Consider the following 25,044-nt stretch of genomic DNA (forward strand, 5'->3'; position numbering starts at 1 on the left):
CGGACACTCGCTGCAGAGCCGGACCGACCAACGGCAACCACCCCCCGTCCGTTCCACCGGAACAAGAGGCTCGTGCAGTTCGTTTTACAGCGAACCCTTGACCGTAGAGCGAGCGCCCCCGAGAGGGCGACGTGGCCGTTTGACTGGAGATGCACGTGGCCGGGCGCATCGAGGATTACGCACTCATCGGAGACATGCAGACCGCTGCCCTGGTCTGCCGGGACGGCACAGTCGACTGGCTGTGCCTGCCCCGCTTCGACTCGCACGCCATCTTCGCCGGATTGCTCGGCACGGAGGAGCACGGATTCTGGCGCCTCGGGCCCGCTCACAGCCCCGACGCGCAACCGCCGACCGCCGCGCGGCGGTCGTACCGCGGTGACTCGCTGATCCTGGAATCCGAGTGGGACACCCCGCGCGGCACGGTCCGCGTGACCGATTTCATGCCGCCGCGCGACACGGACGCCCCGCAGCTGGTGCGGATCGTCGAGGGCGTCAGCGGCCGGGTGCCGATGCGTTCCGCCCTGCGGATGCGCTTCAGTTACGGCCGTGTGGTGCCCTGGGTGCACAAGGTCGACGGGCGCACGGTGGCCGTCGCCGGGCCGGACTCGGTCTGGCTCGACACCTCGGCCCAGACCTTCGGCAAGGACCTCACGACGTACTCGGACTTCACGGTCGCCCCCGGTGACCGGATCGCGTTCACCATCTCGTGGCAGCCCTCGCACAAGGAGCCGCCCGCTCCGGCCGAGCCCGAGAACGCCCTCGTGGCCACGCAGGACTTCTGGCGGGAGTGGGTCGACCACTGCACGTACCACGGTCCGTACCGCGAGGCCGTGGTCCGCTCGCTGATCACCCTGAAGGCCCTGACGTACGCCCCGACCGGCGGAATCGTCGCGGCGCCCACGACGTCGCTGCCCGAGGACATCGGGGGCTCCCGCAACTGGGACTACCGCTACACGTGGCTGCGTGACGCCGCCATCACGCTCTCCTCGCTGCTGCGCACCGGATACCGCGAGGAGGCCCGCGCCTGGCGCGAGTGGCTCCTGCGCGCGGTGGCGGGCGACCCCGAGAACCTGCAGATCATGTACGGCATCGCGGGCGAGCGCGAGCTGGGCGAGGCCGAGCTCGACTGGCTTCCGGGTTACGAGGACTCGACCCCGGTCCGTGCGGGCAACGGCGCGGCGCACCAGCTCCAGCTGGATGTGTACGGAGAGGTCACCGAGGCCCTGCACCTGGCGCACATGACGGGTCTGACCCGCAATGACTACGCCTCGGTGCTCCAGCTCAAGCTGATCCGCTACCTGGAGTCGAACTGGGACCAGCCGGACGAGGGCATCTGGGAGGTCCGCGGTCCGCGCCGGCACTTCGTGCACTCCAAGGTGATGTGCTGGGTCGCGGTCGACCGCACGATCAAGCTCATCGAGTCCGGCGACGCCGACGGCCCCCTGGAGAAGTGGCGCGAGCTGCGCGACGACATCCACCGGGACGTCTGCGACAAGGGGTACGACAAGGAGCGGAACACGTTCACGCAGTCGTACGGCTCCAAGGAGCTGGACGCCTCGCTGCTGCTCATCCCGCAGATGGGCTTCCTGCCGCCCGACGACAAACGCGTGATCGGCACGATCGAGGCGATCCAGCGGGAGCTCTCGACGTCGGACGGCTTCATCCTGCGCTACCCCACCACGGGCGACGACGCGGGAGTGGACGGGCTCGAGGGTGACGAAGGCGCCTTCCTGGCCTGTTCGTTCTGGATGGCGGACGACCTGGCGATGATCGGCCGCGTCGACGAGGCCCGCAAGCTCTTCGAGAAGCTGCTCGCGCTCCGCAACGACCTGGGTCTGCTCGCGGAGGAGTGGGACCCGCGGCTGCAGCGCCAGGTCGGCAACTTCCCGCAGGCGTTCAGCCACGTGCCGCTGATCGACACGGCACTGCGGCTGACCGCTTCCGGGGCGTACGGCGGCTAGGCCAGTTTCCCGATGACCTCCCGGGCGGCGCGCTCTCCCTCGGTCGCGCCGCCCTCCATGAAGCCCTGGAAGTCGTAGGAGCAGTGCTCGCCGCCGATGTGGAGCGCGCCCCGCGGGCCCTGCGGGGTGCCTTCGTAGCCCGCATAGCGGTGCAGATAGCCCACGGGCCAGTACGAGTAGGCGCCGAGGGCGTAGGGGTTCTTGTGCCAGGCGGAGAGCTGGGCCTTGCCGGTCCAGGCCGCCTTGGCGCCCGGGAAGACCCGGTCGATCTGGCCGAGGTAGCGGGTGGACAGGTCGCGTACGTAGGGGTCCGTCTCGGTGCTGAACGGGCCCGCCGGTGACAGCGACTCGGCGAGGGTGCCGCCGCCGTACTGGATGAGGATGCCGCCGGTGCCCGGCTGGATCTTGGTGGTGTCCCAGGTCTGCTGGAAGTCGACGTCGGTGAAACAGTCGCCCGCGCTCACTCCGGGCCAGGCGCCGGTGCCGCGCCAGGGGCGGCTTGAGAACTGCATGTTGAGTTTGGTGCAGTGGCCCATGCGGGCGTCACGCAGCAGGTTCGTCATGCGGGTGTCCAACCCGGCCTTGGTGAGGTCGAGTTGCTTGAGCACCGGCAGCGGTACGCACAGGATCGTCTGGTCGGCGGTGGCGGTGCGGGTGGCGCCCGCCTCCGTGTAGGTGAGGGTCTGGGTGCCGTCGGCGTTGGCGCGTACGGCGGTCAGGGAGCAGCCGGGGCGCAGGGTGCCGTCGGGCAGGAAGTCGGCGATGGCGCGCGGGAGTTGGTCGTTGCCGCCGGTGATGTGGTAGCGCTCGTTGGACAGGCCCCAGATGTTGAAGTGCCCGGGATTGGTCTGGTAGCCCATCAGCAGGACGAGGGCGAGCGCGGACTGGTCGGTGGTGTCTGCGCCGTACTCGACGTTGTAGGCGACGTCGAACCAGCGGCCGAGCGGGGAGTTGTGCCCTCCGGGGACGCGGGAGTCGATCCACTCATGAATCGACATGCTGTCGAGGGCCGTTCCGGTCGGCGTGGTCTGGTTCCAGAAGACCTCGCCCGCCTCCGACAGGTCGCGGCGCAGGAGTTGGTAGACATCCTTGAAGTCCTCGTCGGCCTGGGCCCGCGGGTAGTAGGCGCCGTTGAACCAGAGGATCTCCTCCGCGCCGCGGGGTCCGCCGCCGAGGAAGTCCTCGACGGGGAGGTCGAAGCGGCGGCACAGCTCCAGGATCTTCTTGTGGCTTGTGTCGATCAGCTCGCCGCCGATCTCGGAACTCTGGCCGTACGCCCAATGGGCGCGCTGGGAGTACATGCGGCCGCCGACCCGGTCGGGATTCGCTTCGTAAAGCGTGCAGTTCAGGCCCGCGTCATGGAGGGTGAGAGCGGCGGTCAGGCCCGATATTCCGGCTCCTACGACGGCTATGCGGGGTGCGCCTCTCGTGGCCGAGGCTCTCGCGCGGGGAGCTGCCGCGAGGCCCGCACCGGCCGCAAGGCCCGCTGCGGCTGCCCCTTTGAGGACCGTTCTGCGGCTGGGCGGTGCTGCCTCTGCGGCGCCCCGCAGTTCGGCCACGGGGATGCCGAGGCGCTGGGCCTCTCCGTGCTCCGCGGCCAGTTGCTTCAAGGCGTGCATGGGATGCGTACGGGACACGGGAGATCTCCTCAGACAGTGGCGGACGATGGCTCGGTGTCGGTCGTGCGCTCGGCCGCGTCCTCCAGGACGATCCGGCCGATGATCTCGTAGCGGGCGGGCTGCTTCGCCCGCAGATACAGGCCGAGTCCCAGGCCCCCGAAGAAGACGAGGCCCACGATCCAGGGGATGGCCTTGAAGAAGAGGGAATCGGCGGCGCTGCCCGCCGCGGTGTCCATGTTGATCACGAGCAGGACGACGACGGCGATCATGCCGATGCCGCCGAGAAGCGGGGCGACCAGGGTCGTGAACCAGTGCCGGTCCTCGGGGTGGTTCTTGCGGAAGTAGCCGATGACGGCGAACGAACAGAGGGTCTGCACGATGAGGATCGCCATCGTGCCGAGGATCGCGAGCAGCGTGTACAGGTGGATGTACGGGTCCTGACCGGTGAGCCAGAAGGCGGCGACCAGCGCGACGGCGATCGCGGACTGGACGCAGGAGGCGATGTACGGGGAGCCGTGCCTGGGGTGCGTGCGGCCGAGGCCGCGGTGCAGGAATCCCTCGCGCCCTATCGCGTACAGATAGCGGGACGCGCACTGGTGGAAGGCCATGCCGCAGGCGAACGAGCCGGTGATCAGGAGCCATTGGAAGGTGTCGACCGCCCAGGCGCCGATGAAGGCGTGCGCCGGGTCGAAGAACAGGTCGAGCGGGCTCGTGGACTGCGAGACCTTCACCGAACCCGCCAGGCCGTTGCCGGCGATCGTCATCCAGGAGACGTAGATGTAGAAGAGGCCGACGCCGACGACCGAGACGAGTGTCGCGCGCGGGATGACCTTCTTGGGGTTGCGGGACTCCTCGCCGTACATGGCGGTGGACTCGAAGCCGACCCAGGACCAGAAGGCGAAGAAGAGGCCGAGCCCTGCCGAGGTGCCGGTGAAGGCGTTCTTCGGGTTGATGGGCTCGACCGGGATGCCGTCGGGGCCGCCGCCGTGGATCAGTACGGCGGTGGCGACGGCGAAGAGGACCGCGATCTCGGCGATCAGCATCACGCCGAGCGCCTTCGCGGTGAGGTTGATGTCGAAGTACGACAGGACGACGGTGACGGCGAGCATCGCGGCCGCGTAGAGGATCCACGGCAGGTCGGCGCCGAGCTGGTCGTGGACGGTGGTCTTGGCGAAGTACGCGAAGACTCCGACGATCGACGCCTCGAAGACGACGTACGCGAGGACGGCGAGCATCCCGGACGCCATGCCCGCGATGCGGCCGAGGCCGTGCGAGATGTAGCCGTAGAAGGCGCCGGCCGCGGTGATCCGCTTGGCCATGGCGACGTACCCGACCGAGAAGACGGTCAGGACGAGCGTCGCGAAGAGATAGCCCGCGGGCGCTCCGGTGCCGTTGCCCGCGCCGACGGCGATGGGGAGGTTGCCGGTCATCGCCGTGATCGGCGCGGCGGTGGCGACCGCCATGAAGACGACGCCGACGAGGCCGACGGAGTTCGCCTTGAGACGGTGGACCTCGGGCGTGGTGGGTCGTGCTGGCGTGTGCTCTGGCATGGCGGGCACCCTTCCGTGGCGTGACGTACGCCACAACCGACAACAGGTCGCGCAATTGACGTCCTGGGGCGACGAGTTGTCGGGGTATGAGCGGATCAGATCATTCCCGTAACGGGCCGGAGATGTCCCCGGAACGTATGCGCAGGTACCGTCCGCCCCATGGACAGTCAGGGCACGCAGGGCACTCAGGGCGGCATCACCGTGCAGCGGGCCCTGGAACTTCCGGGGCTTCGCGGCGGGCTCCCCGAGGTGGTCGCGGGCGCGGAGCGGCTGCAGCGCACGGTGCGCTGGGTGCACGCCGGCGAGGTGCCGAACATCGCCTCGCTCCTCAAGGGCGGCGAGCTGCTCCTGACCACGGGCCTCGGCCTGGGCACGCGCCCCGCCGAGCAGCGTGTCTTCGTGCGCAAACTCGCCGAGCGCGGCATCGCCGCGCTCGTCGTGGAGCTGGGCCCGCGCTTCACGCGGCTCCCGGCGGCGATCGTGGAGACGGCGCGCGCCGCGGGTCTTACGCTGGTGCAGCTGCACCGCGAGGTGCCCTTCGTGACGGTCACCGAAGAAATACACACCGAGATCGTCAACGGCCACTACGCGCTGCTCCAGCGGGCCGAGGAGGTCCACAGGCGCTGCACGGAGGCGCTGCTCGGCGGGGGCGGCGTACCCCAAGTCCTGGGCGTCCTCGCGGACTTCAGCGGCAACCCGGTGTTCCTGGAGACGGCGGACGGGCAGCTCCTGTACGCCGCCGGGGCGGGCACCGAGTGCGCCGACCCCCTCCAGGTGTGGGTGGGGCTGCGAGGCCGGACCGTCGACCGGGACGGTCCGCCCGCGGGCGCGCTGCTCGTGGACGTGCCGGGCGGTGGTCCAGGCTCCGGCTCGGTGCGCGCACGCCTCGTACTGCTCGCCGTGGAGTCCGCGCTGCTTCCGGTGCACCGGATCGCGGCGGAGCGGGCCGCGAGCTCGCTCGCGGTGGTCCTGATGCAGGCCCGGCAGGAGGAGGAGCTCGCCGCGCGCGGACGTGGCGACTTCCTGACCGATCTGGCGGAGGGGCGGATCCTGGCCGACGACGCGCCCGCCCAGGCGCGGGTGCTCGGCTTCAAGCCCGGCGAGAGCCCGCTGCTCCCGGTCGTGATGCGCCTCGCGGACGGGCTGCCGCCAGGCGGCGGCTGGGCCGTGCTCGCGCGGGCGGTGGCGGAGGAGCTCGCCGCGGTGGGGGTGCCGGTGCTGCTCGGCGTACGCCCGGTCGAGGGGCGGGTCCCCCTCCTCCTCGGCCTGCGTACGGAATCCGAACGCACCGCGGTGGCCGACCGGGTCGCCGCGGCGCTGCGGGCAGGCGTGGAGCGAGCGGGAATGCAGCGGGCGGGGGCGCTGCCGCCGGTCGTGGTGGTCGGGGTCGCGGGCGGCTGGGCGGCGGCTTCGGCGGGGCTCCGGCACGCGGCGGAGACGGCGACGGCCGCGCAGGGACTCATCGACCGCCCCTGGTACGACGCGCGGCGCCTGGACATCGACCTGCTCCTGTGGCGCCTGCACAACTACGACGACTCGGCGCTCGCGGCGTTCGTGGACCGCGCGATCGGCCCGCTGCGCACCCACGACCAGCGCTCTAAGCCGCCGCTCCTTCCGACCCTGCAGACGTACCTGGCGCATGCGGGACGCAAGGCGGAGACGGCACGCGAACTGCACCTGAACCGTCAGACGCTCTACAACCGCCTGGCCAGGATCAGTGAACTCCTCGGCACGGACCTGGACGACCCGCAGACGGTCCTCGCGCTGAGCCTGGCGCTGCGGGCACGCAGGCATGTGGCGTAGGCGCCGTACCGCGTCTCGGAGCTACATGGCGAGCGGCTGCGTCAACTCGTCGTAGACGCTGAGGACTTGGGTGACCGTTTCGTCCTCGGTCGGCCATGTCGCCGCCTGGGCCGTGCCCTTGTCCTTGAGTCGCTCCCTGAGCGCGGGGTCGGCCAGGAGGCGCGCGACGGCGGTGGCCAGGGCCTCCGCGTCGCCGTACGGGACGAGCGTGGCCGCGTCGCCGACCAGTTCGGGGATGCCTCCGACAGCGGTCGCGACGAGCGGCACGCGCGCGTGCAGGGCTTCCTGGGCGAGCACGGAGCGGGACTCCCAACTGCTGGGCAGCACCACGAGATCGGCCGCCGCGAGCATCTGGGATACGTCGTCGCGCCGCCCCACGAGCCGTACGGGAAGGCCTTCGCCCTCGATACGGCGCTGCAGGGCGCCGCGTTCGGGCCCTTCACCGGCGATGACGAGGAGCGGCAGCGGGTCGAGATGACGCCACGCACGCGCGGCGTCGAGCAGGACGTCATAGCCCCGCTGCCGTTCGAGCGTGCCGACCGTGACGATCAACGGCCGCCCGATGGCTCCGAGTTCGGCGAGGGCCTTGTGGCGCACCCCCTCGGCGTCCTCGGCTGCCCCGGCACCGTCCGGACGCGGCGGGGGGAAGGTGACGGGTGCCAGGCGGGCGTCCCGCGCCCCTCTGCTGCGAGCTCGGTCGACGAGGTCGGACGAGGTGCCGAGGACCACGGCGGCGGCCTTGGCCACGCGCCGCTCCAGGAGGTGCAGGACGCGGGCGCGCGCTCCTTCCGCGTGCGCGCGGGTGTGCCAGGTGACGACGAGGGGGATGCGGCGTCCGGTGAGCGCGAGGGCGGCGCGGAGCGCGGCATGCAGTCCGTGCGCGTGCACGAGGTCGGCGTCGGCGCAGGCCAGGCGGAGGGAGGCGACGGACGCGGGGTCACCGCTGCGCGGCACGTGGACGTGCCGGGCTCCGGTGCCCGTCAGGTCGTAGGCGGTGGCCGCCGCGGAGGGGGCACACACCGTGACCCGCACGCCCCGCGCCGCGAGGCCCGCGGCGAGCGACCTGACGTGGGCACTGCTGCCCGCGCTGCCACCGCCCAGTACTTGCACCGTGTGCAGGGGGGTCTGACCGTGCGGTGAGTGGCTGCTCACGTGGCTCACGTAGCCGGGGCTCCTGGATCGGCGTCGGGGGGCTGCGCCAAGGATGCCAGTCCGCACGGACGTTCCGGCACCGCCGAAAGGTCCCTTCCGTGTCGCGACGGGCAACTCCCTGACCCGGATCACCCACACGGGTGAGGACAACGGGATCACAGCACCGCGAGCGATCTGCGGCCCCCGCATCTTTGCAGCGGGGATATGCCGGAGGGAAGGCTTTCAGGGGGGAGGTGTGGGGCGAGGGCCGGGGGCACCCCCCGGGGGGGGGAGCCACTAGCCCTCGGATCCCGTCTCCGCAGCCACACTGACCCGCTCGCCGGATCCCGTCTCCGCAGTCACACTGACCCGCTCGCCGGATCCTGCCGCCGCGCTGACCCGTTCGCCGTACGCCGCTGCAGCCACGAGGGCCGCCGCGTGGGCCGCAAGCCCCGCGCGGCCGTTGCCCGTGGCGATGGCCGCGCCCATTGCCGCGCCCAAGGCGTGCGCTCCCGCGTCGCCGATCATGGCCTGCTCTCCGAAGTCCTCCGGGAGCACCGCCGCCGCGGCTCCCACAGCGGCCGCGGAGAGGACCCCGGAGGTGCCGCCGCGCAGCAGACCCGGTGCCCCCAAAGCGATCACCGCCCCGGCGGCCCTCCCCGGGCGTACGTCCACGAGGTTGACGAAGTGGGCCGTACCCGCGATCACGACGCCGGCAAGGAGCTTGTCCACCGGGCGCTCCTTGAGCAGCGCCCCGGCGGCGAGACCCGCCGCGGAGATCCCGAACAACTTGACCGCCCCGCTGGTCACTTCGCCGTCCCGCAGGGCGCCCAGGTGCGCGCGGAAACCCCGGCGCGGATCGCCGTCCCCCGCCACGTCGTCGTACGCCCCGCACGCCCCCGCCACGAGCACCGCGAGCCCGGCGGCGGCACGGGACCCCGCAGGCAGCGCCACGGCTCCGGCCGCCGCACCGAGGGCGGCGGCGGGCCCGGCGTACAACTCCACTGTCCGCCCCGCGTAGTTCTTCCGCCGCCAGCGGTCGGTGCCGCCGGGGGCACGTGAGCGCAGCGCGGCGGTGACCGCGCGGGTGACGGAGGCTGCGGTGAGAAGGGCAGGGATACGTCGGGCAGGCGTGCACTTGATCATGCGAATCAGGGTACGGGGGCCTGGGATTTCAGCCGGGGGCCGGCATCTCAGCCCGTCCGGCGTTTGAGGACGAACTCGGCGGAGCCGGTGATCTGCGGTACACAAGGCGTACCCGCAGAAGGCGCCCCCGCCCGCAGAAGGCGCCCCCCGATCAAGGCGACCCCGCCCGCTAACCGTCCCCCCGAGCCGTCGCCAACAACTCTTCCGCATGCGCCCGCGCCGTCTCCGAGTCCTCCTGCCCGGCCAGCATCCGCGACAACTCCCGTACGCGGTCCTCCCCTTCGAGCACGAGGACCCCGGACCGAGTGACGGACCCGTCATTGGTCTTCTCGACCAGCAGCTGCCGATCGGCGAACGCCGCCACCTGAGGCAGATGCGTCACGACCACGACCTGCGCGGACTTGGCGAGCTTGGCGAGCCTGCGGCCGATCTCGACGGCGGCCTTGCCGCCGACACCCGCGTCGACCTCGTCGAAGAGGTACGTCGGAACGGGGTCCGTGCCCGCGAAGACGACCTCGACCGCAAGCATCACGCGCGACAGCTCACCGCCAGACGCGCCCTTGGCGATCGGCCGCGGCGGTGCGCCCGGGTGCGGGGCGAGGAGGAGTTCCACCTCGTCGACGCCCGCCGGGCCGTACGCGACGAGGCGTCCGTCGACCGGCACACCGTCCGCGTCGTCCGGAACCTCCGTGGCGGTGATGTCGATCGTCACGCGCGCGTGCGGCATGGCAAGCGAGGACAGCTCCTCGGTGACGGCCGCCGCGAACCGCGAAGCCGCCTCCTGGCGTGCGTCGGTCAACGCCTGCGCGAGCCCGGCCAGTTCACCCCGGAGCGCGTCCCGCTCGGCGGTCAGCTCCTCCAGACGGTCGTCGTCGCCCTCGAGTTCGGTGAGCCGCGCGGCCCCCTCCTCGGCCCAGGCGAGCACGGTGTCGATGTCGGAGCCGTACTTCCGGGTCAGCTGGGTGAGCGCGGCCCGCCGCTCCTCCACCGCCGCGAGGCGCAGGGGATCGGCGTCGAGGTCGTCGGCGTATCCGGCGAGCTCCCCCGCCACGTCGCCCAGCAGGATGCCGATCTCGCCGATCCGCTCGGCGAGGGCGGCCAGGGCGGGGTCGTGCGAACGCACCGCTTCGAGAGCCCTGTGGGCGCCCGCCACCAGCGTCGTGGCGTCGACCCCCTCCGGGTCCTCGGGGTTGCCCGCGAGCGCGGCGTGCGCGGCCGTGGCGGCGGATGCGAGGGCCTCCGCGTGGCCGAGCCGCTCGGCCTCGGCGGCCAGTTCGGTGTCCTCGCCCTCACGCGGCTCCACGCCCGCGACCTCCTCGAGGCCGAAGCGCAGCAGATCGGCCTCCTGGGCCCGCTCACGCGCACGCGTGGTGATCTCGTCGACCTCGGTCGTCACGGCCCGCAGCCTGCGGTACGCCGCCGTGTACTTGGCCAGCGGCACCGTGACCGCGTCGCCCGCGTACCGGTCGAGCGCCCCGCGCTGGCGGGCCGGCTTGAGCAGTCCCTGCTGGTCGGTCTGACCGTGCACCGCGACGAGGTCGTCGGCGAGTTCGGACAGCAGCCCCACCGGGACCGACCGCCCGCCGAGATGCGCGCGGGATCTCCCCTCCGCCGAGACGGTACGGCTGATCAGCAGCGCCCCGTCGTCGAGTTCGGCCCCGGCCTCCTCCGCCCGCACGGCGGCCGAGGCGCCGTCGGGCACGGTGATCCGTCCCTCCACCACCGCCGCCTTGGCGCCGATCCGCACCAAAGCGGGATCCGCGCGTCCGCCGAGCAGCAGGCCAAGGCTGGTGACCACCATCGTCTTGCCCGCACCGGTCTCGCCGGTCACGGCGGTGAACCCCGGCGACAGCTCGACCACTGCGTCGTCGATGACTCCGAGCGACCGTATCCGCATCTCCTCCAACACGGACACGACCTTACGAGGTCATGGGCCAGGTGTGCGACGGGCCCTGGCTTCCTTCCCCCTTCCGTCGGCGAAGACGCAGGTGGCAAAGGCGGATCGAACGGACGCTGTCACCCGCAGGGGGATGGGGTTTCCGGGGGGATTTCCCCACCACGATCTTCCTGACAGCCTCCTGGTGCGCGGGTGCCCCAGCACGCCAATCTGATCAGTATGGGAACGGGACTGGCACAGGCGGCGCTGCGGGCGCATCGCCCGGCATTCGTGGGCACGGCGGTGGCCGCGCTGTTCGCGGCGACGGTGGTGAGCGCATCGACGATGATGCTCGGCACGACGGGCACCGACGGACTCTCCGCGGGGGCCCGGAGGCAGATCGACGAGAACGGCGTCGGCGACATGGCGGTCGTCCTGCTGATCGGTTCCATCTACATGTCGATATTCGTGGTCGCGTCGACCATGGGCACGGCCGTCACGCAGCAGCACCGCGAGCTGGCCCTGGTGCGCTCCATCGGCGCCAAGCCCCGCCAGGTCCGCCGCGCGGTGGCCGTCCAGGCCCTCGCCGCGTCGATACCGGCGGCACTCGCCGGCTTCGTCCTCGGCGGCTTCGTCGCACGCTGGTGGCACGCGGGCATGGTGTCGCACGGACTGCTCCCCGCCGAAGCGCACTTCCGGTTCGCCTGGCTCGCGCTGCCGGTGTGCCTGGGCGTGGCCGTGGTGACGACGACGCTCGCCGCGCTCCTCTCGGCACTGCGGTTCTCGCTGCTCGGCCCGGCCCGCGCCCTGAGCGAGGCGGCGACCGGGCGGCGGGGGCTCGGCCTGCTCCGGGCACCGCTCGGCCTCATCGCCGTCGCGGGGGCCTGCGTGGTCTCGGTGCTGCTGTCGAAGCAGCCCGCGGACGAAGCGAGCGAGGGCGCGTTCCTCGTCCTCATCCTCTTCTGCGTCGGCGCGGGGCTGCTCGGCCCGCGGATCATCGGGCCCGCGGCCTGGCTGGTCTCCGCGTTCGTGGGCCGACTGGGCAGCAGCGCGCGTCTGGCGATGCTCAACGTCCGCTCGCAGCCCCGCCGCTTCTCCGCCGCGGTGGTGCCGCTCGTCCTGGTCGTGGGCTTCGGCCTGACCAAGATCGGCATGCACACCACGGCGCAGCACCACACGGGTTCGGCGGGCAGCTCGGGCGAGGTCTGGCTCGACTACGTGGGCACGGGTCTGTACGCGGGCTTCGCCGCCATCGCCGCGGCGAACACCCTCGCCATGATCTCCTTCGAGCGCCGCCGCGACGTCGCCCTGCTGCGGGTGGTGGGCAGCCGGCGCGCCCAGGTGCGGGCGATGGCGGCCTGGGAAGCGGTGGTCGTCGCCGGGACGGCGCTGCTGCTCGGCACCGCGATAGCGCTCGGCACGCTGGCCCCCATCCTCAGCACGGCCTTCGGCTCATCACTCCCCCACCTGCCGTGGGGCGTACCGACGGGAATCGCGGCGGGCACGCTGCTCCTCACCCTGCTCGCGACAGGACTCCCGGTGGCGAGCGTGCTGCGGCGCAGGGCGATCTCCGTGGTGAGCGCGACATGAGCGCCCCGTCAGGGGCGCGGGGCTGTGACATATGCGGCTCCGCCGCGTGGGCGCGCCCAGCCACACCAGCCCCGCAGACGAATCCGCTCCCGGCACCACGCTAGTCAGGCGCTCCACGCCACCCGGACACCGGCAGCGCGAACTTCGCCACGAGGCGGTCGGTGAACGACGCGTGGTGCAGCCGCGCGAGCCGCACCGGCACCTCGCCCCTGCGGACCTCGACCCGGGCCCCCGGTGGCAGTTCCACGGTCCGCCGCCCGTCGCACCACAGCACCCCGTGCGACGTGTGCTGCTGGACCTCGACTGCGAGCACCGAGTCCGGCGAGGTCACCAGGGGCTTGGCGAACAGGGCATGGGCGCTGATCGGCACCATCAGGAGCGCCTCCACCTCCGGCCACACGACGGGTCCGCCCGCGGAGAAGGCGTACGCGGTGGAGCCGGTCGGCGTCGCGCACACGATGCCGTCGCAGCCGAAGCCGGTGACCGGACGGCCGTCGATCTCCAGGACGACCTCCAGCATCAGCTCGGCCGACATCTTCTGCACGGCGGCTTCGTTGAGCGCCCAGTCGCGGTGCACGACATCGCCGTTGCTGCGCACGACGACGTCGATGGTCATCCGCTCCTCGACCTCGTACGACCTCGTCACCACCCGGTCGACGACCTTGTCGAGGTCGTCGCGCTCGGCCTCGGCGAGGAACCCGACCCGCCCCAGGTTCACGCCGAGCATCGGCACCCCGGAGGCGCGGGCGAACTCGGCGCCGCGCAGCAGCGTGCCGTCCCCGCCGAGCACGACGAGCAGCTCACAGCCGTCGAGGCACTGCGGGGTGGCCTCCTTGACCGTGCCGACCTCGGGCGGCAGCGGCAGATCGGCCGCCTCCGCCTCCAGGACCCGTACGCCGATGCCGCTGCGCAGCAGCCCCTGGACGACGAGTTCGGCACTGCGGATGGCCGCGGGCCGTCCGGTGTGCGCGAGCAGGAATACGGTACGAGCTCGGGTCTGGGTCGATCCGGTCTGAGTCAACGGGGCCCCTCCGCCACGGCACGGTCAACGTCCGCCGGGTCGAGTTCGGGCGCCCCGGCACGCAGCCACAGAAAGTACTCGACATTTCCGGAAGGTCCGGGCAGCGGGCTCGCGGTCACGCCACGCACACCGAGCCCGAGCCCCCACGCCTGGCGCGCCACACCGCGTACGGCGTCGGCCCGCAGTTGCGCGCTGCGCACCACACCGCCGCTGCCCAGGCGCTCCTTGCCGACCTCGAACTGTGGCTTGACCATGAGGACCAGGTCGGCGTCCGGGGCCGCGCACCGTACGAGGGCGGGAAGCACCAGGCCGAGCGGGATGAAGGAGAGGTCGCCGACGATCAGGTCGACGGGGGTCCCGTCGATGGCCTCCACCGTCAACTCCCGTACGTTCGTACGGTCCTTGACGGTGACCCGGTCGTCGCTCTGCAGCGACCAGGCGAGCTGCCCGTATCCGACGTCGACGGCGACGACGCCCGACGCACCGGCGCGCAGCAGCACATCGGTGAAGCCCCCGGTGGACGCGCCCGCGTCCAGCGCGCGCCGCCCCTCGACGACAAGGCCCTGCGGCACGAACGCGGCGAACGCGCCCGCCAGCTTGTGGCCGCCGCGCGAGACGTAGTCGGGATCGTTCTCGTCGGTCGAGACCACGATGGCCGCGGCGGTCTCCACCTGCGTCGCGGGCTTCGTCGCGGTGTTCTTGTCGACGGTCACACGGCCGGCGGCGATCAGCTGGCTCGCGTGCTCGCGCGAGCGCGCCAGCTTGCGGCGGACCAGTTCGGCGTCGAGGCGGCGGCGTGCCACTCCTGCCACGTTCTGTTCAGCTCCTGTTGTACGGGGGTGAGTGCTGGTACGAAGCCGCGGGCGTCCCCGTGGGTGGGGGCGCCGGCGGTCCGGGGCGTGCGTCGAGCGCGGTCAGCGCGTCACGCAGGCCCCGGTGTACATCCTCGTACACCTCGATGTGGCCGTCCGTGGCGAGGTGGTCGGCGTCGCCGAGGCGCCGGAGCAGGCCGTCGACCTCGGCGTCGCCGGTCGGTACACGCTCCACCCCGAGGGGCGCGGGTCCGACGGGGTCATACTCCTGCGCCCGCACGTCGGCGGCTTCGGGCTCCGCCGCGGCGGCCTCGGGCTCCACCGGCTCGGGCTCGGGGCCCGGCATCGAGTCGCTCATGGCACGACGCTACCGCGAAGCGCTGAGGTACCGTCGATCACGATGGCGACGATCGAAGAGTGCCGCACTGCGCTCGACCAACTCTCGGACAACCTGGCGGGCGCAGACGGCGGCGTACGCAGCGCGGCAGCGCTCAACCGCTCGCTGAGCTGCCGGATCACGGATCTTGACGTGATCTTCACGGGCCGCCTCGAGAACGGCCGGATCACGGTGCTCGACACCCATCCCGGCCCCCCTCGGGAGAAGGCCGAGATCCGCCTCACCATGTCCGGCGACGATCTGGTGGCGATGGTCGACGGCGAGCTGAACTTCGCGAAGGCCTGGGCCTCCGGCCGGGTCAAGCTGGAGGCGGGCCTGCGCGACATGCTCCGCCTCAGGTCGCTGCTTTAGCCCCCGCGCCGGTTGCAGCACCGGCGCCGGTCTTCTGCCGTCCGCGCCGCGCCGCCGGCACCACCAGCGGCGTACCCGACTCCGGGTCGTCGATGATCTGGCAGTCCATCCCGAAGGTGTCCCGCACCAGCTCCGTCGTGACGATCTCGGCGGGCGGGCCCTCGGCCACGACCTGGCCGTCGCGCAGGGCGATGAGGTGAGTGGCGTACCGGGCCGCGTGGTTGAGGTCGTGCAGGACGGCGACGAGCGTGCGGCCCTGCTCCTCGTGGAGGTCGGCGCACAGGTCGAGCACGTCGATCTGGTGCTGGATGTCGAGGAACGTCGTCGGTTCGTCCAGGAGAAGGAGCGGGGTCTGCTGGGCGAGCGCCATCGCGATCCACACGCGCTGGCGCTGTCCGCCGGAGAGTTCGTCGACATAGCGATCAGCCAGTTCGGCGACACCGGTCGAGGCCATCGACTCGCCCACGATCCGCTCGTCGTCCGGCGACCACTGTCGAAGGAGTCCCTGGTGGGGGTAGCGTCCGCGGGCCACCAGGTCGCCCACCGTGATCCCGTCGGGCGCGATGGACGACTGCGGCAGCAGGCCGAGGGTCCTCGCCACCTTCTTCGCCGGCATCGACTGGATGACGTTCCCGTCGAGCAGGACACGGCCGTGCGAGGGCTTGAGCATCCGGGACAGGGCGCGCAGCAGGGTGGACTTGCCGCAGGCGTTGGGGCCGACGATCACCGTGAAGGAGTTGTCGGGTATCTCGACGGACAACTTCTCGGCGATGACGCGCTGGTCGTAGCCGAGGGTCACGTCGTCCGCGATGAGCCGGTTCACTGCGGCACGCTCCTGCCTGTCGGTGTTCTCAGAGGTGTTCGTATCGATGCGCGTCTTCTCGGTGCCCGTCCTCATATCCGCCCCGCCTTGCGCTCGATGACGAGGAGCCACAGCAGATAGATGCCGCCGAGCACACCGGTGACCACGCCGACGGGCAGCTGATCGGCGCCGAACGCCCGCTGCGAGGCCCAGTCCGCGACGATGAGGAGGGTGGCGCCCATGAACATGGCGGGCAGGAGGTTCGGCCCCGGCGAGCGGGTGAGCCGCCTGGCCAGCTGCGGCGCGGTGAGCGCGACGAAGCTGACGGGGCCCGCGGCGGCGGTGGCGGCCGCGACGAGCAGAACGGCCGAGCCCATCAGGACGAGGCGGGTGCGCTCGACGGGCACCCCGAGGGCGTACCCGACGTCGTCACCCATCTCCAGCATCCGCAGCGGACGGGCGTACGTCATGACGAGCGGCACGAGGATGGCGCACAGGATGAGCAGCGGCCAGACCTGCTCCCAGTCCCGGCCGTTGAGCGAGCCGGTCATCCAGACGACCGCGCGCGCGGCGTCGACGATGTCCGCCTTGGTGAGCAGATAGCCGTTGATCGCGGTGACGAAGGCGGAGACGCCGATGCCCACCAGGACGAACCGGAAGCCGTGCACGCCCCGCTTCCAGGCGAGCACGTAGATCGCGAAGCCGGTCACCAGGCCGCCCACGAGCGCACCCCCCGCGACCTGCACCGCACTGCCCTGGAAGAGGACGATCATGATGAGCGCGCCCGCGGTGGACCCCTGCCCGAGGCCGAGGATGTCCGGACTGCCCAGCGGATTGCGGGAGATGGACTGGAAGATCGCGCCGCCGAGCCCGAGCGCGGCCCCCACGAGGAGGCCGACGAAGACCCGGGGCAGGCGCAGGTCGTTGATGATGAACTCCTGCCCGGCGTCTCCGTTGCCGAGCAGGGTGCGGATGACGTCGGCGGCGGGGATGTAGAAGTCGCCGGTGCCGATCAGGACGACCGACGCGACGAGCGCGGCCAGGATGAGCACGGCGACGACCACGGCCGTGCGGACGTCGAGACGGAAGCTGAGCCCGCCCCGGGTGCGTATCGCCTTCACAGCTGAGCCAGCCTCCGCCGTCGTACGAGAAAGATGAAGACCGGAGCGCCGATCAACGCGGTGATGATGCCGACCTGCAGTTCCGCGGGCCGCGCGACGATGCGCCCGATGACGTCGGCGCCGAGCAGCAGGACCGGCGAGAGGATCGCCGCGTACGGCAGGATCCAGCGCATGTCGGGCCCGGTGAAGGAGCGCACGACGTGCGGCACCATCAGGCCGACGAACATGATGGGCCCGCAGGCCGCGGTCGCCGCCCCGCAGAGCAGGGTCGCGGCGGCCATGGACAGGGCGCGGGTGCGGTTCAGATGGGCGCCGAGCGCGCGGGCGGTGTCGTCACCCATGGCCATGGCGTTGAGCGGCCGTGCGAGGCCGAGGGCGAGCACGATGCCGATCACCAGGAAGGGCAGGACCTGGAGGATGGTCTCGGTCTTGGCCGATGCCAGGGAGCCGACCGTCCAGAAGCGCATCTTGTTGAGCGCGGCATTGTCCGTGATCATCACGGCCTGCAGATAGCCGTAGAGCGCGGCGCTCAGCGCGGTTCCGGCGAGCGCGAGGCGCACCGGGGTCGCGTTGCGCGTGCCGCCCAGGGCGTAGACGGCGGCTCCGACAACTGCCGCGCCGGCGAAGGCGAACCACACATAGCCGCTCAGCGAGGTGACGCCGAAGAAGCTGATGGCGGTGACGACGGCGGCCGACGCACCGAGGTTGATGCCGAGCAGGCCCGGGTCGGCAAGGGGGTTGCGGGTCAGCGCCTGCAGGACGGCTCCGGCGAGGCCGAGGGCCACTCCGACGAGCACGCCGAGCAGGGTCCGCGAGAGCCGCTCTCCGACGACGACATCGCCGTACGTGCCGGTGTCCTGGAAAAGGCCGTGCCAGACCTGGTCCAGGGACATCTGTTTGGCACCGACCGCGATGCTCGCCACGACGACGAGCAGCAGCACACAGACCGAGACGAGGAGCCCGGCGCTGCGTATCGCGCGGCGGTTGGGTGGCGCGGGGGCGGTCTCCGCGCTGGCTTCGGGGGGACTGTCGACCAACACCAGGTTAGGTTAGCCTACCCTCGCACTTGACTTCGACGAGAGAAGCACCACCTATGCATACCCGCCGCCCGATACCTCCCGCTCTGACCCGCCGTGGCGTCCTCGGCATGGGCGGCGCCCTCGGGATCGGCGGCCTCCTGACAGCATGCGGCGGCAACGGCGACGACGCGAAATCGTCAGGCGGCGGCGCGGGCTGGAGCTTCAAGGACGACCGCGGCACCACCGCGAAGGCCGCGAAACGCCCGCGCCGCATCGTCGCCTACATCGGCGCGGCCGCCGCACTGCAGGACTTCGGCGTCGCATGCACCGGAGTCTTCGGCCCGACGAAGCTGAAGAACGGCGAACCCGACGTACAGGCCGCGGACGTCGATGTCGACAAGGTGACCATCCTCGGCAACACCTGGGGCGAGTTCAGCGTCGAGAAGTACGCGAGGCTCCGCCCCGAACTCCTCGTCAGCACCATGAACGTGTCACCGACGCTCTGGTACGTCCCCGAGGAATCCGCACAGAAGATCACCTCGCTCGCGCCCACCGTCGGCATCCTCACCGGCAGGACCTCCCTGACGAAGGTGATCGACCGCTTCGCCGAGCTCGCCGAATCCCTCGGCGCCGATCTCAAGGCGGAGAAGGTCACCGCGGCGAAGAAGCGCTTCGAGGCGGCATCGGAGAGCCTCCGCAAGTCCGCGAAGGCGGCGAAGGCCCGGGGCGGTCTCAAGGTCATGGCGGTCTCGGCGCAGGCCGACCTGCTCTACGTGGGCGATCCGGCCGACTTCACCGACCTGCGCCACTACGCCGACCTGGGCATCGAGTTCGTCACCCCGGCGAAGACGGCCAAGGGCGGCTTCTTCCAGGAGCTGGGCTGGGAGAACGCCGACACGTACGGAGCCGATCTGATCCTCGTCGACAGACGGACCGGCAACCTCCAGCCCGCCGAGCTGAAGAAGTCCAAACCGACCTGGGCGAAACTCCCCGCGGTCCAGGCCGGCCAGGTCATCTCCTGGCACAACGAAGCCCAGTTCAGTCACGCCGGCTACGCCCCGCTCATCGAGCAGCTCGCGGCAGCCGTCGACAAGTCGAAGAAGGCGGCAGCCTGATGTCCACCACCCACCGCCCCCTTGCCCGCGGGGGCATGTCCCGCCGCGGCCTGCTCACCTCCGGCGGGGCCCTGGGCCTCGGCGCGCTGCTCACCGCCTGCGGGAACGACGAGAAGTCCGACAAGAAGAGCGCGGACTCCAAGCCGTGGAGCTTCAAGGACGACCGCGGCAAGACCGCCGAGGTGAACCACACCCCGAAGAACATCGTCGCCTACATCAGCACGGCGGCCGCCCTGCACGACTACGGCGTCACGTGCACGGGCACCTTCGGGCCCTCCAAGCCGGTGGACGGCAAGCCCAACCCCCAGGCGGGCGATCTCGATGTCGACAAACTGACGAGCCTCGGCGAGTCCTTCAACCAGTTCAACATCGAGAAGTACGCGAGCCTCAAGCCCGACCTCCTGATCAGCAACATGTTCCCGCCGCCCGCGCTGTGGTTCGTGCCCGCGGACAGCACCAAGAAGATCGAGGCGCTCGCGCCGACCGTCGGCATCAAGGGCGCCCGCGTCTCCCTGCTCGAACCGCTGGGGCGCTACACCGAACTCGCCGAGTCACTCGGCGGAGACCTCGGTACGGAGAAGGTGCGCGCCGCAAAGGCCCGCTTCGACAAGGCCGAGCGCCGACTGCGCGAGGCGGCGAAGGCCAACCGCGGCCTGAAGGTCCTCGCGATGACCGGATCCGCCGACCAGTTCTACGTCGCCGTGCCGGACTCCTACTGCGACCTGAACTACTTCAAGGACCTCGGCGTCGAGTTCGTCGAGGGCAAGAAGAGCGATGAATGGGGCTTCTGGGAGTTCCTCAGCTGGGAGAACGCCGACAAGTACCACGCCGATCTGATCATGATGGACAACCGTTCGAGCGCGCTGCCACCCAAGGAGCTCGCGAGGAAACCCACCTGGGAGCAGCTCCCCGCCGTCAAGGCCGACCAGACCGTGCCCTGGTCGATGGAGGAGCGCTACAGCTACGCCGGTTACGCCCCGGTGCTCGAACAACTCGCCGCCGCCATCGAGAAGTCGAAGAGGCTGAACTGATGACTGAGTCCCCGTACCACTTCTTCGACGTCCACGTGCTGCGCACCGAGTACGTCACCCCCTCCATGATCCGCGTGGCGTTCGGCGGCGACGGCCTGGCGCGGATGGGCTCGGCCGGCCGCGACCAGCGCATCAAGGTGTTCCTGCCGCAGCCGGGGCAGGACGCCCCCGTCATGCCGGACACGTCGGCCGGGGACGCGGCGAGCTGGTACACCGACTGGCTCGCCCTCGACCCCGACGTCCGGGGCATCATGCGCACGTACACCACACGTGAACTGCGCCGCGACCCCGACGAGTTGATCGTCGACTTCGCGGTCCACGGCACGAAGCCCTCACCCCACGACGGCCCGGCCACCAGCTGGGCGCGGTCCGCCCGCCCCGGCGCGCGCATCGGCGTACTCGCCCCGATCGAGGACGAGAACGGCGCCTACGACTTCAAGCCGCCGCAGGACACCGACTGGGTCCTGCTGACCGCCGACGAGTCCGCGCTCCCCGCGGTGGCCGCCATCCTGGAGACGCTCCCGCCGGCCACGCCGACCCGCGTCTGGATCGAGGTCCACGACCCGGCGGACCAGCAGGAGCTGCCGACCAAGGCCGACGCCGAGATCACCTGGCTCACGGGGACGGGCGGGACACCGGCGGCGATCCGGGCCGCCGAGCTGCCTTCGGGCACTCCGTACGCCTGGGTCACGGGCGAGTCCGCGACGGTCAAGACGGTCCGCCGCCACCTGGTCGGCGACCGCGGCTTCGACCGCAAGCGGATCTCGTTCTCCGGCTACTGGCGCAAGGGCACCACCACGGACGAGCTGATCGACCGCAACGAGACGGCCTGACTCTTCCTCCCTACGCCTGAAGCTCCGCCCGCTCGCCGGTCGGAGCTTCAGGCGTGGTGACGGGCCGACCCTGCCCCAGGAGCTACAACCCCAGCCGCTTCAACGCCTTCTCCCCGTCCAGCGCGCACACCCCGTCACCCGCCTCCGTCCACGCCGCCGCGCACAGCGCCCGCAGTCCGTCCATCGCATCGCCGTCGCCGTCGAGCACCAGCTCCTGGCCCCGCGCCGTCGCCGTCCACCCACCGCAGCCGAAGCCGCCATCGGCCGGGGTCACTTCGGGCTGGCCGGTCAGTATGCCGCGCAGGTCCGCGTCCACGTACGTGGGGCGGTGCTCGGGCGGTGCCGCGAGCAGTTGGGCGCCGTCCGTGACCCCGGTGAGGACGAGCAGCGAGTCCACCTCGCCGTTGAACGCGCCCTCGATGTCCGTGTCGAGCCGATCCCCCACGACCAACGGCCGCTCGGCGCCCGTCCGCAGGATCGTCTCGCGGTGCATCGGAGGCAGCGGCTTGCCCGCCACCTGCGGCTCCGCGCCCGTCGCGATGCGTACGACCTCGACCGCCGCACCATTGCCGGGCGCGATGCCCCGTGCGCTCGGAATCGTCAGGTCCGTGTTGGACGCGAACCACGGCACCCCGCGCGCGATCGCGTAACAGGCCTCGGCGAACCGCCCCCACGCCAGGTCGGGCCCGCCATACCCCTGCACGACCGCCACCGGAGAATCGTCCGCCGACTCGACCGGCTCAAGACCACGCTCCCGCAGCGCGACCCGCAGACCTTCCCCACCGATCACCAACACCCGTGCGCCCGCAGGGACTTGCTCGCTCACAAGGCGCGCCGCCGCCTGCGCGGACGTGATGACGTCCGCGGCCCCGGTCGGAATGCCGAGCTCCGTCAGATGCCCGGCCACCGCGTCCGGCGTACGCAGCGCGTTGTTCGTCACGTACGCCAGATGCATGCCGCCGGCGCGGGCCGACTCCAGCGACTCGACGGCGTGCACGATCGCATGCCCGCCCGCGTACACCACCCCGTCCAGGTCGAGCAGCGCTGTGTCATATGCCTCACTCAGCACATTTCGGCTGCCTTCGGGCCGTGTCCTGACGGTCTGGCTCATTACTCATCGCTCCTCGATCGATCCCACTCCCCCGATCATCGCTTATGCCACTGACACACATACGATGCAGCAATGAACACAGCGGGTCATACCGACGACCGAGGCCTCGACCTGATCCCGTTCCGAGGCGTGCGCTACGTCCCCGAACGGGTCGGCAGCCTTGCCGCCGTGACGTCCCCGCCGTACGACGTGGTCGTACGGCCCGACGGTCTGCTCCACCTGGAGTCCGCCGACCCGCACAACATCGTCCGGCTGATCCTCCCCCAGGCCACCACGCCGGAGGCCCGCAACCAACAGGCAGCCCAGACCCTGCACGCCTGGCTCTCCGAGGGCATCCTCGCGCCCGACCCGGAGCCCAGCCTCTACATCTACGAGCAGCGCGACGCCGACATCCTGCAGCGCGGCGTCATAGGAGCCCTGCGCCTCTCCGACGCGCAGGACGGCATCGTCCTGCCCCACGAAGGCGTCATGCCCCACGTCGTGGAGGACCGCGCGGGCCTCATGCGCGCGACGAGCGCCAACCTGGAACCGCTGCTCCTGACGTACCGCTCCGAGGGACGGGCGACGGGCACGACAGCCGTCATCGAGCGCACCGTACTGAACAAGCCTCTCCTGTCGACGACCACGGAGGACGGCTTCAGCCACCGCCTGTGGGCCGTCACCGACCCCGCCGACCTCGCCGAGATCCAGTCAGATCTCTCCCACCACCAGGCCCTGATCGCGGACGGACACCACCGCTGGGCGACCAACCTCCGACTGCGCTCCGAGCACCCTTCGCCCAGCCCGTGGGATCGCGGCCTCGTCCTCCTGGTGGACACCGCGCGCTACCCGCTCCGGGTCCGCGCCATCCACCGCTACCTGCACCGGCTCCCGGTCCCTGACGCCCTGGCCGCCCTCGCCGGCTCCTTCCGCGTACGGACGGTCGCGGGCCCTCTGCCGCACGCCCTCGATGCCCTGGGCGAGGCAGCGGCCGAGAGCAATGCCTTCCTCCTGGCGGGTGACGGCGCCTTCCACCTCGTCGACCGCCCGTCCGCGGATCTCCTCGCGCGTACGATCCCGGCCGACCCTCCCGAGGCCTGGCGCACCCTGGACGCGACGGTCCTGCACTCCACGCTGCTCGATCACATCTGGCAGATCCCGGACGCCCCGGAGCACATCGCGTACATCCACTCCACCGAGGCGACGGTGGAGAAGGCGGAACGCGACGGCGGTACGGCCGTCCTGATGCACCCGGTCCGCGAAGAAGTCGTACGCGACCTGGCCCGCCAGGGGGTCACGATGCCCCGCAAGTCCACGTCCTTCGGCCCGAAGCCGGCATCGGGTCTGGTCCTGCGGAGCCTCGGCCTCTGAGCCTTCGCCAGACACGACGACGGGCGGGCCCCCTGGTGGGAACCCGCCCGTCGTCGTGGCATCAGCTCAGTGCTCAGGCCTTGCGGTCCTCGTCACCGTCGTCGTCCAGCTCGAAGTCGTCCTCGTCGTAGAACTCTTCCACTCCCTCGTCCTCGTCTTCCTGGACGGGGGCGACGAAGACGGCCTCGGGCTCCGGTACCGGCGCCGCCTCTGCGACCGGCGCCTCCACGTCGTCCTGCATGACGTCGACGAACTCGACACCGTCGAGCTCGGCCAGGCGGTCCGACGCGTCGGTGCTGCCGTCCTTGTCGGACTCGATGACCTTCGCGAACCACTCGCGCGACTCGTCCTCACGCCCTGCGGCGAGCAGCGCGTCGGCGTACGCGTACCGCAGGCGCGCGGTCCACGGCTGGACGGAGTTCGACGCCAGTTCGGGCCCCTGCAGGGTGACGATGGCGGCATCGATCTGCCCCAGGTCACGCCGCGCACCGGCCGCGACGAGACGCATCTCGACCTGCCCCGGCTTGTCCAGCTTCTGCACCTCGGGCGCACCGGCCATGTCCAGCGCCTTCTCGGGCCGGCCCATGCCGCGCTCGCAGTCCGCCATGACGGGCCAGAGCTCGACGCTGCCGGTCATGCGCTTGGCGGCCCGGAACTCGCCGAGCGCCTCGCTGTACTTCTGGGTCGCGTACGCGGCGAAGCCGGCTGCCTCGCGTACGGCTGCGACGCGCGAGGCGAGGCGCAGGGCGATCCGCGAGTACTCGTAGGCCTGCTCGGGCTCCTCGTCGATGAGGTTGGCGACCATCACCAGGTTCCTGGCGACGTCCTCAGCGAGCCCCTTGGGAAGGCTCTGCAGCTCCTGCTGCACGCCCTTGTCGATCTCGCGGCCCGTGACGTCATCGGGGATGGGGAGCCGCTTGATGGGCTCGCGGTCACGGTCGTCACGCCCACGGAACCCACCGCGGTCACCGTCACGCCGGTCGTCGCGCCCACGGAACCCGCCGGGCCGCCCGCCACGGTCGTCACGCCGCGGGCCACGGTCGTCACGCCCGCGGAAGCCGCCGCCACCGCCACGGTTGTCATCGCGACGGAATCCACCGCGGTCACCGCCGCGGTCGCTGCTGCCACGGTCGTCACGACGGAAGGGAGGACGGTCACCGCCACCACGGTTGTCATCGCGGCGGTCATCGCGCTGGAAAGCGGGGCGGTCGCCACCACGGGGGCGGTCATCGCGCCGATCATCGCGGCGGTCGTCACGACGGAATCCACCGCGGTCGCCACCGCGATCGCTGCTGCCACGGTCGTCACGACGGAAGGGAGGACGGTCACCGCCACCACGGTTGTCATCGCGACGGAAGCCGCCACGGTCGCCGCCCCGGTCGTCACGCCGGTCATCGCGACGCGG

At 71.3% G+C, this 25,044-nt stretch carries 21 protein-coding genes and 1 pseudogene; 8 read left to right on the forward strand and 14 right to left on the reverse strand.

The window, feature by feature from the left end:
* Positions 1 to 149 precede the first annotated feature (149 nt).
* Positions 150 to 1,961: a glycoside hydrolase family 15 protein gene (locus AC5P1C_RS35575; protein WP_493870120.1), complete on the forward strand. Its 1,812-nt coding sequence runs from the start codon at positions 150 to 152 to the stop codon at positions 1,959 to 1,961.
* On the opposite strand, the gene AC5P1C_RS35580 is transcribed toward AC5P1C_RS35575, so the two are convergent.
* On the reverse strand, positions 1,958 to 3,598 hold the full coding sequence (locus tag AC5P1C_RS35580) for a flavin monoamine oxidase family protein (RefSeq protein ID WP_493870121.1): 1,641 nt from the start codon (positions 3,596 to 3,598) through the stop codon (positions 1,958 to 1,960). The two genes, AC5P1C_RS35575 and AC5P1C_RS35580, sit on opposite strands and share 4 nt — an antisense overlap.
* A gap of 11 nt (positions 3,599 to 3,609) precedes the next feature.
* Positions 3,610 to 5,130 carry an APC family permease gene (locus AC5P1C_RS35585; RefSeq protein ID WP_493870122.1) on the reverse strand — a complete coding sequence of 507 codons (1,521 nt, stop codon included), beginning with the start codon at positions 5,128 to 5,130 and terminating at the stop codon, positions 3,610 to 3,612.
* Positions 5,131 to 5,289: 159 nt separating this feature from the next.
* On the opposite strand from AC5P1C_RS35585, the gene AC5P1C_RS35590 reads away from it, so the two are divergent.
* On the forward strand, positions 5,290 to 6,933 hold the full coding sequence (locus tag AC5P1C_RS35590) for a PucR family transcriptional regulator (protein ID WP_493870123.1): 1,644 nt from the start codon (positions 5,290 to 5,292) through the stop codon (positions 6,931 to 6,933).
* Between the two features lie 21 nt (positions 6,934 to 6,954).
* Here AC5P1C_RS35590 and AC5P1C_RS35595 read toward each other — a convergent pair whose 3' ends face one another.
* The 3 genes from AC5P1C_RS35595 to recN form a co-directional block, all read right to left on the reverse strand.
* Entirely contained in the window at positions 6,955 to 8,094 is a 1,140-nt protein-coding gene (locus AC5P1C_RS35595; RefSeq protein WP_493870124.1) for a glycosyltransferase family 4 protein, read from the reverse strand.
* A 267-nt stretch (positions 8,095 to 8,361) separates the two neighbouring features.
* Positions 8,362 to 9,210 carry a hypothetical protein gene (locus tag AC5P1C_RS35600; protein ID WP_493870125.1) on the reverse strand — a complete coding sequence of 283 codons (849 nt, stop codon included), beginning with the start codon at positions 9,208 to 9,210 and terminating at the stop codon, positions 8,362 to 8,364.
* Between the two features lie 169 nt (positions 9,211 to 9,379).
* Positions 9,380 to 11,107 carry a DNA repair protein RecN gene (gene recN / locus AC5P1C_RS35605; RefSeq protein WP_493870142.1) on the reverse strand — a complete coding sequence of 576 codons (1,728 nt, stop codon included), beginning with the start codon at positions 11,105 to 11,107 and terminating at the stop codon, positions 9,380 to 9,382.
* Positions 11,108 to 11,326: 219 nt separating this feature from the next.
* Between recN and AC5P1C_RS35610 the strand changes: the two genes are divergently transcribed.
* Positions 11,327 to 12,676, forward strand: coding sequence for an FtsX-like permease family protein (locus tag AC5P1C_RS35610; RefSeq protein WP_493870126.1), 1,350 nt, complete (start codon positions 11,327 to 11,329; stop codon positions 12,674 to 12,676).
* A gap of 100 nt (positions 12,677 to 12,776) precedes the next feature.
* Here the strand turns inward: AC5P1C_RS35610 and AC5P1C_RS35615 are convergent, their stop codons facing one another.
* From AC5P1C_RS35615 to AC5P1C_RS35625, 3 genes are read right to left on the reverse strand one after another with little or no spacing between them, the layout of a single operon-like run.
* Positions 12,777 to 13,697, reverse strand: coding sequence for an NAD kinase (locus AC5P1C_RS35615; protein ID WP_493870127.1), 921 nt, complete (start codon positions 13,695 to 13,697; stop codon positions 12,777 to 12,779).
* Positions 13,694 to 14,509 carry a TlyA family RNA methyltransferase gene (locus AC5P1C_RS35620; protein WP_493870128.1) on the reverse strand — a complete coding sequence of 272 codons (816 nt, stop codon included), beginning with the start codon at positions 14,507 to 14,509 and terminating at the stop codon, positions 13,694 to 13,696. The genes AC5P1C_RS35615 and AC5P1C_RS35620 overlap by 4 nt, the downstream gene beginning before the upstream one ends.
* Positions 14,510 to 14,516: 7 nt before the next feature.
* Positions 14,517 to 14,867 carry a hypothetical protein gene (locus AC5P1C_RS35625; protein ID WP_493870129.1) on the reverse strand — a complete coding sequence of 117 codons (351 nt, stop codon included), beginning with the start codon at positions 14,865 to 14,867 and terminating at the stop codon, positions 14,517 to 14,519.
* 42 nt (positions 14,868 to 14,909) lie between these two features.
* Between AC5P1C_RS35625 and AC5P1C_RS35630 the strand changes: the two genes are divergently transcribed.
* A complete protein-coding gene (locus tag AC5P1C_RS35630; RefSeq protein WP_493870130.1) occupies positions 14,910 to 15,257 on the forward strand; it encodes an alkyl sulfatase C-terminal domain-containing protein in 348 nt (115 codons plus the stop codon).
* Here the strand turns inward: AC5P1C_RS35630 and AC5P1C_RS35635 are convergent.
* Genes AC5P1C_RS35635 through AC5P1C_RS35645 form a run of 3 tightly spaced genes read right to left on the reverse strand, consistent with a single transcriptional unit; the run spans position 15,241 to position 18,220 of the window.
* Entirely contained in the window at positions 15,241 to 16,155 is a 915-nt protein-coding gene (locus AC5P1C_RS35635; RefSeq protein ID WP_493870131.1) for an ABC transporter ATP-binding protein, read from the reverse strand. The genes AC5P1C_RS35630 and AC5P1C_RS35635 overlap by 17 nt on opposite strands.
* Complete coding sequence (locus AC5P1C_RS35640; protein WP_493870132.1) at positions 16,152 to 17,180, reverse strand: FecCD family ABC transporter permease; 1,029 nt, start codon at positions 17,178 to 17,180, stop codon at positions 16,152 to 16,154. The genes AC5P1C_RS35635 and AC5P1C_RS35640 overlap by 4 nt, the downstream gene beginning before the upstream one ends.
* Entirely contained in the window at positions 17,177 to 18,220 is a 1,044-nt protein-coding gene (locus AC5P1C_RS35645; protein ID WP_365820708.1) for a FecCD family ABC transporter permease, read from the reverse strand. The genes AC5P1C_RS35640 and AC5P1C_RS35645 overlap by 4 nt, the downstream gene beginning before the upstream one ends.
* Before the next feature lie 53 nt (positions 18,221 to 18,273).
* Between AC5P1C_RS35645 and AC5P1C_RS35650 the strand changes: the two genes are divergently transcribed.
* From AC5P1C_RS35650 to AC5P1C_RS35660, 3 genes are read left to right on the forward strand one after another with little or no spacing between them, the layout of a single operon-like run.
* Entirely contained in the window at positions 18,274 to 19,314 is a 1,041-nt protein-coding gene (locus tag AC5P1C_RS35650; RefSeq protein WP_493870133.1) for an ABC transporter substrate-binding protein, read from the forward strand.
* Complete coding sequence (locus AC5P1C_RS35655) at positions 19,314 to 20,345, forward strand: ABC transporter substrate-binding protein (protein WP_493870134.1); 1,032 nt, start codon at positions 19,314 to 19,316, stop codon at positions 20,343 to 20,345. The genes AC5P1C_RS35650 and AC5P1C_RS35655 overlap by 1 nt, the downstream gene beginning before the upstream one ends.
* Positions 20,345 to 21,178: a siderophore-interacting protein gene (locus AC5P1C_RS35660; protein ID WP_493870135.1), complete on the forward strand. Its 834-nt coding sequence runs from the start codon at positions 20,345 to 20,347 to the stop codon at positions 21,176 to 21,178. The genes AC5P1C_RS35655 and AC5P1C_RS35660 overlap by 1 nt, the downstream gene beginning before the upstream one ends.
* A gap of 82 nt (positions 21,179 to 21,260) precedes the next feature.
* Here AC5P1C_RS35660 and AC5P1C_RS35665 read toward each other — a convergent pair whose 3' ends face one another.
* Positions 21,261 to 22,289, reverse strand: coding sequence for an HAD hydrolase-like protein (locus AC5P1C_RS35665; protein ID WP_493870136.1), 1,029 nt, complete (start codon positions 22,287 to 22,289; stop codon positions 21,261 to 21,263).
* Between the two features lie 72 nt (positions 22,290 to 22,361).
* Here AC5P1C_RS35665 and AC5P1C_RS35670 point away from each other — a divergent pair, with 72 nt between their 5' ends.
* Positions 22,362 to 23,639 (forward strand): DUF1015 family protein, encoded by a 1,278-nt coding sequence (locus tag AC5P1C_RS35670; RefSeq protein ID WP_493870137.1) that lies wholly within the window; start codon positions 22,362 to 22,364, stop codon positions 23,637 to 23,639.
* 73 nt (positions 23,640 to 23,712) lie between these two features.
* Here AC5P1C_RS35670 and AC5P1C_RS35675 read toward each other — a convergent pair whose 3' ends face one another.
* Together AC5P1C_RS35675 and AC5P1C_RS35680 are read right to left on the reverse strand one after the other, a co-directional pair.
* Entirely contained in the window at positions 23,713 to 24,507 is a 795-nt protein-coding gene (locus AC5P1C_RS35675; RefSeq protein ID WP_493870138.1) for a tetratricopeptide repeat protein, read from the reverse strand.
* Positions 24,444 to 25,044 (reverse strand): annotated as a pseudogene (locus AC5P1C_RS35680) (hypothetical protein); the annotation flags it as partial. The pseudogene AC5P1C_RS35680 and the gene AC5P1C_RS35675, both read right to left, overlap by 64 nt.

The sequence above is a fragment of the Streptomyces sp. A18 genome (genome assembly GCF_059026065.1).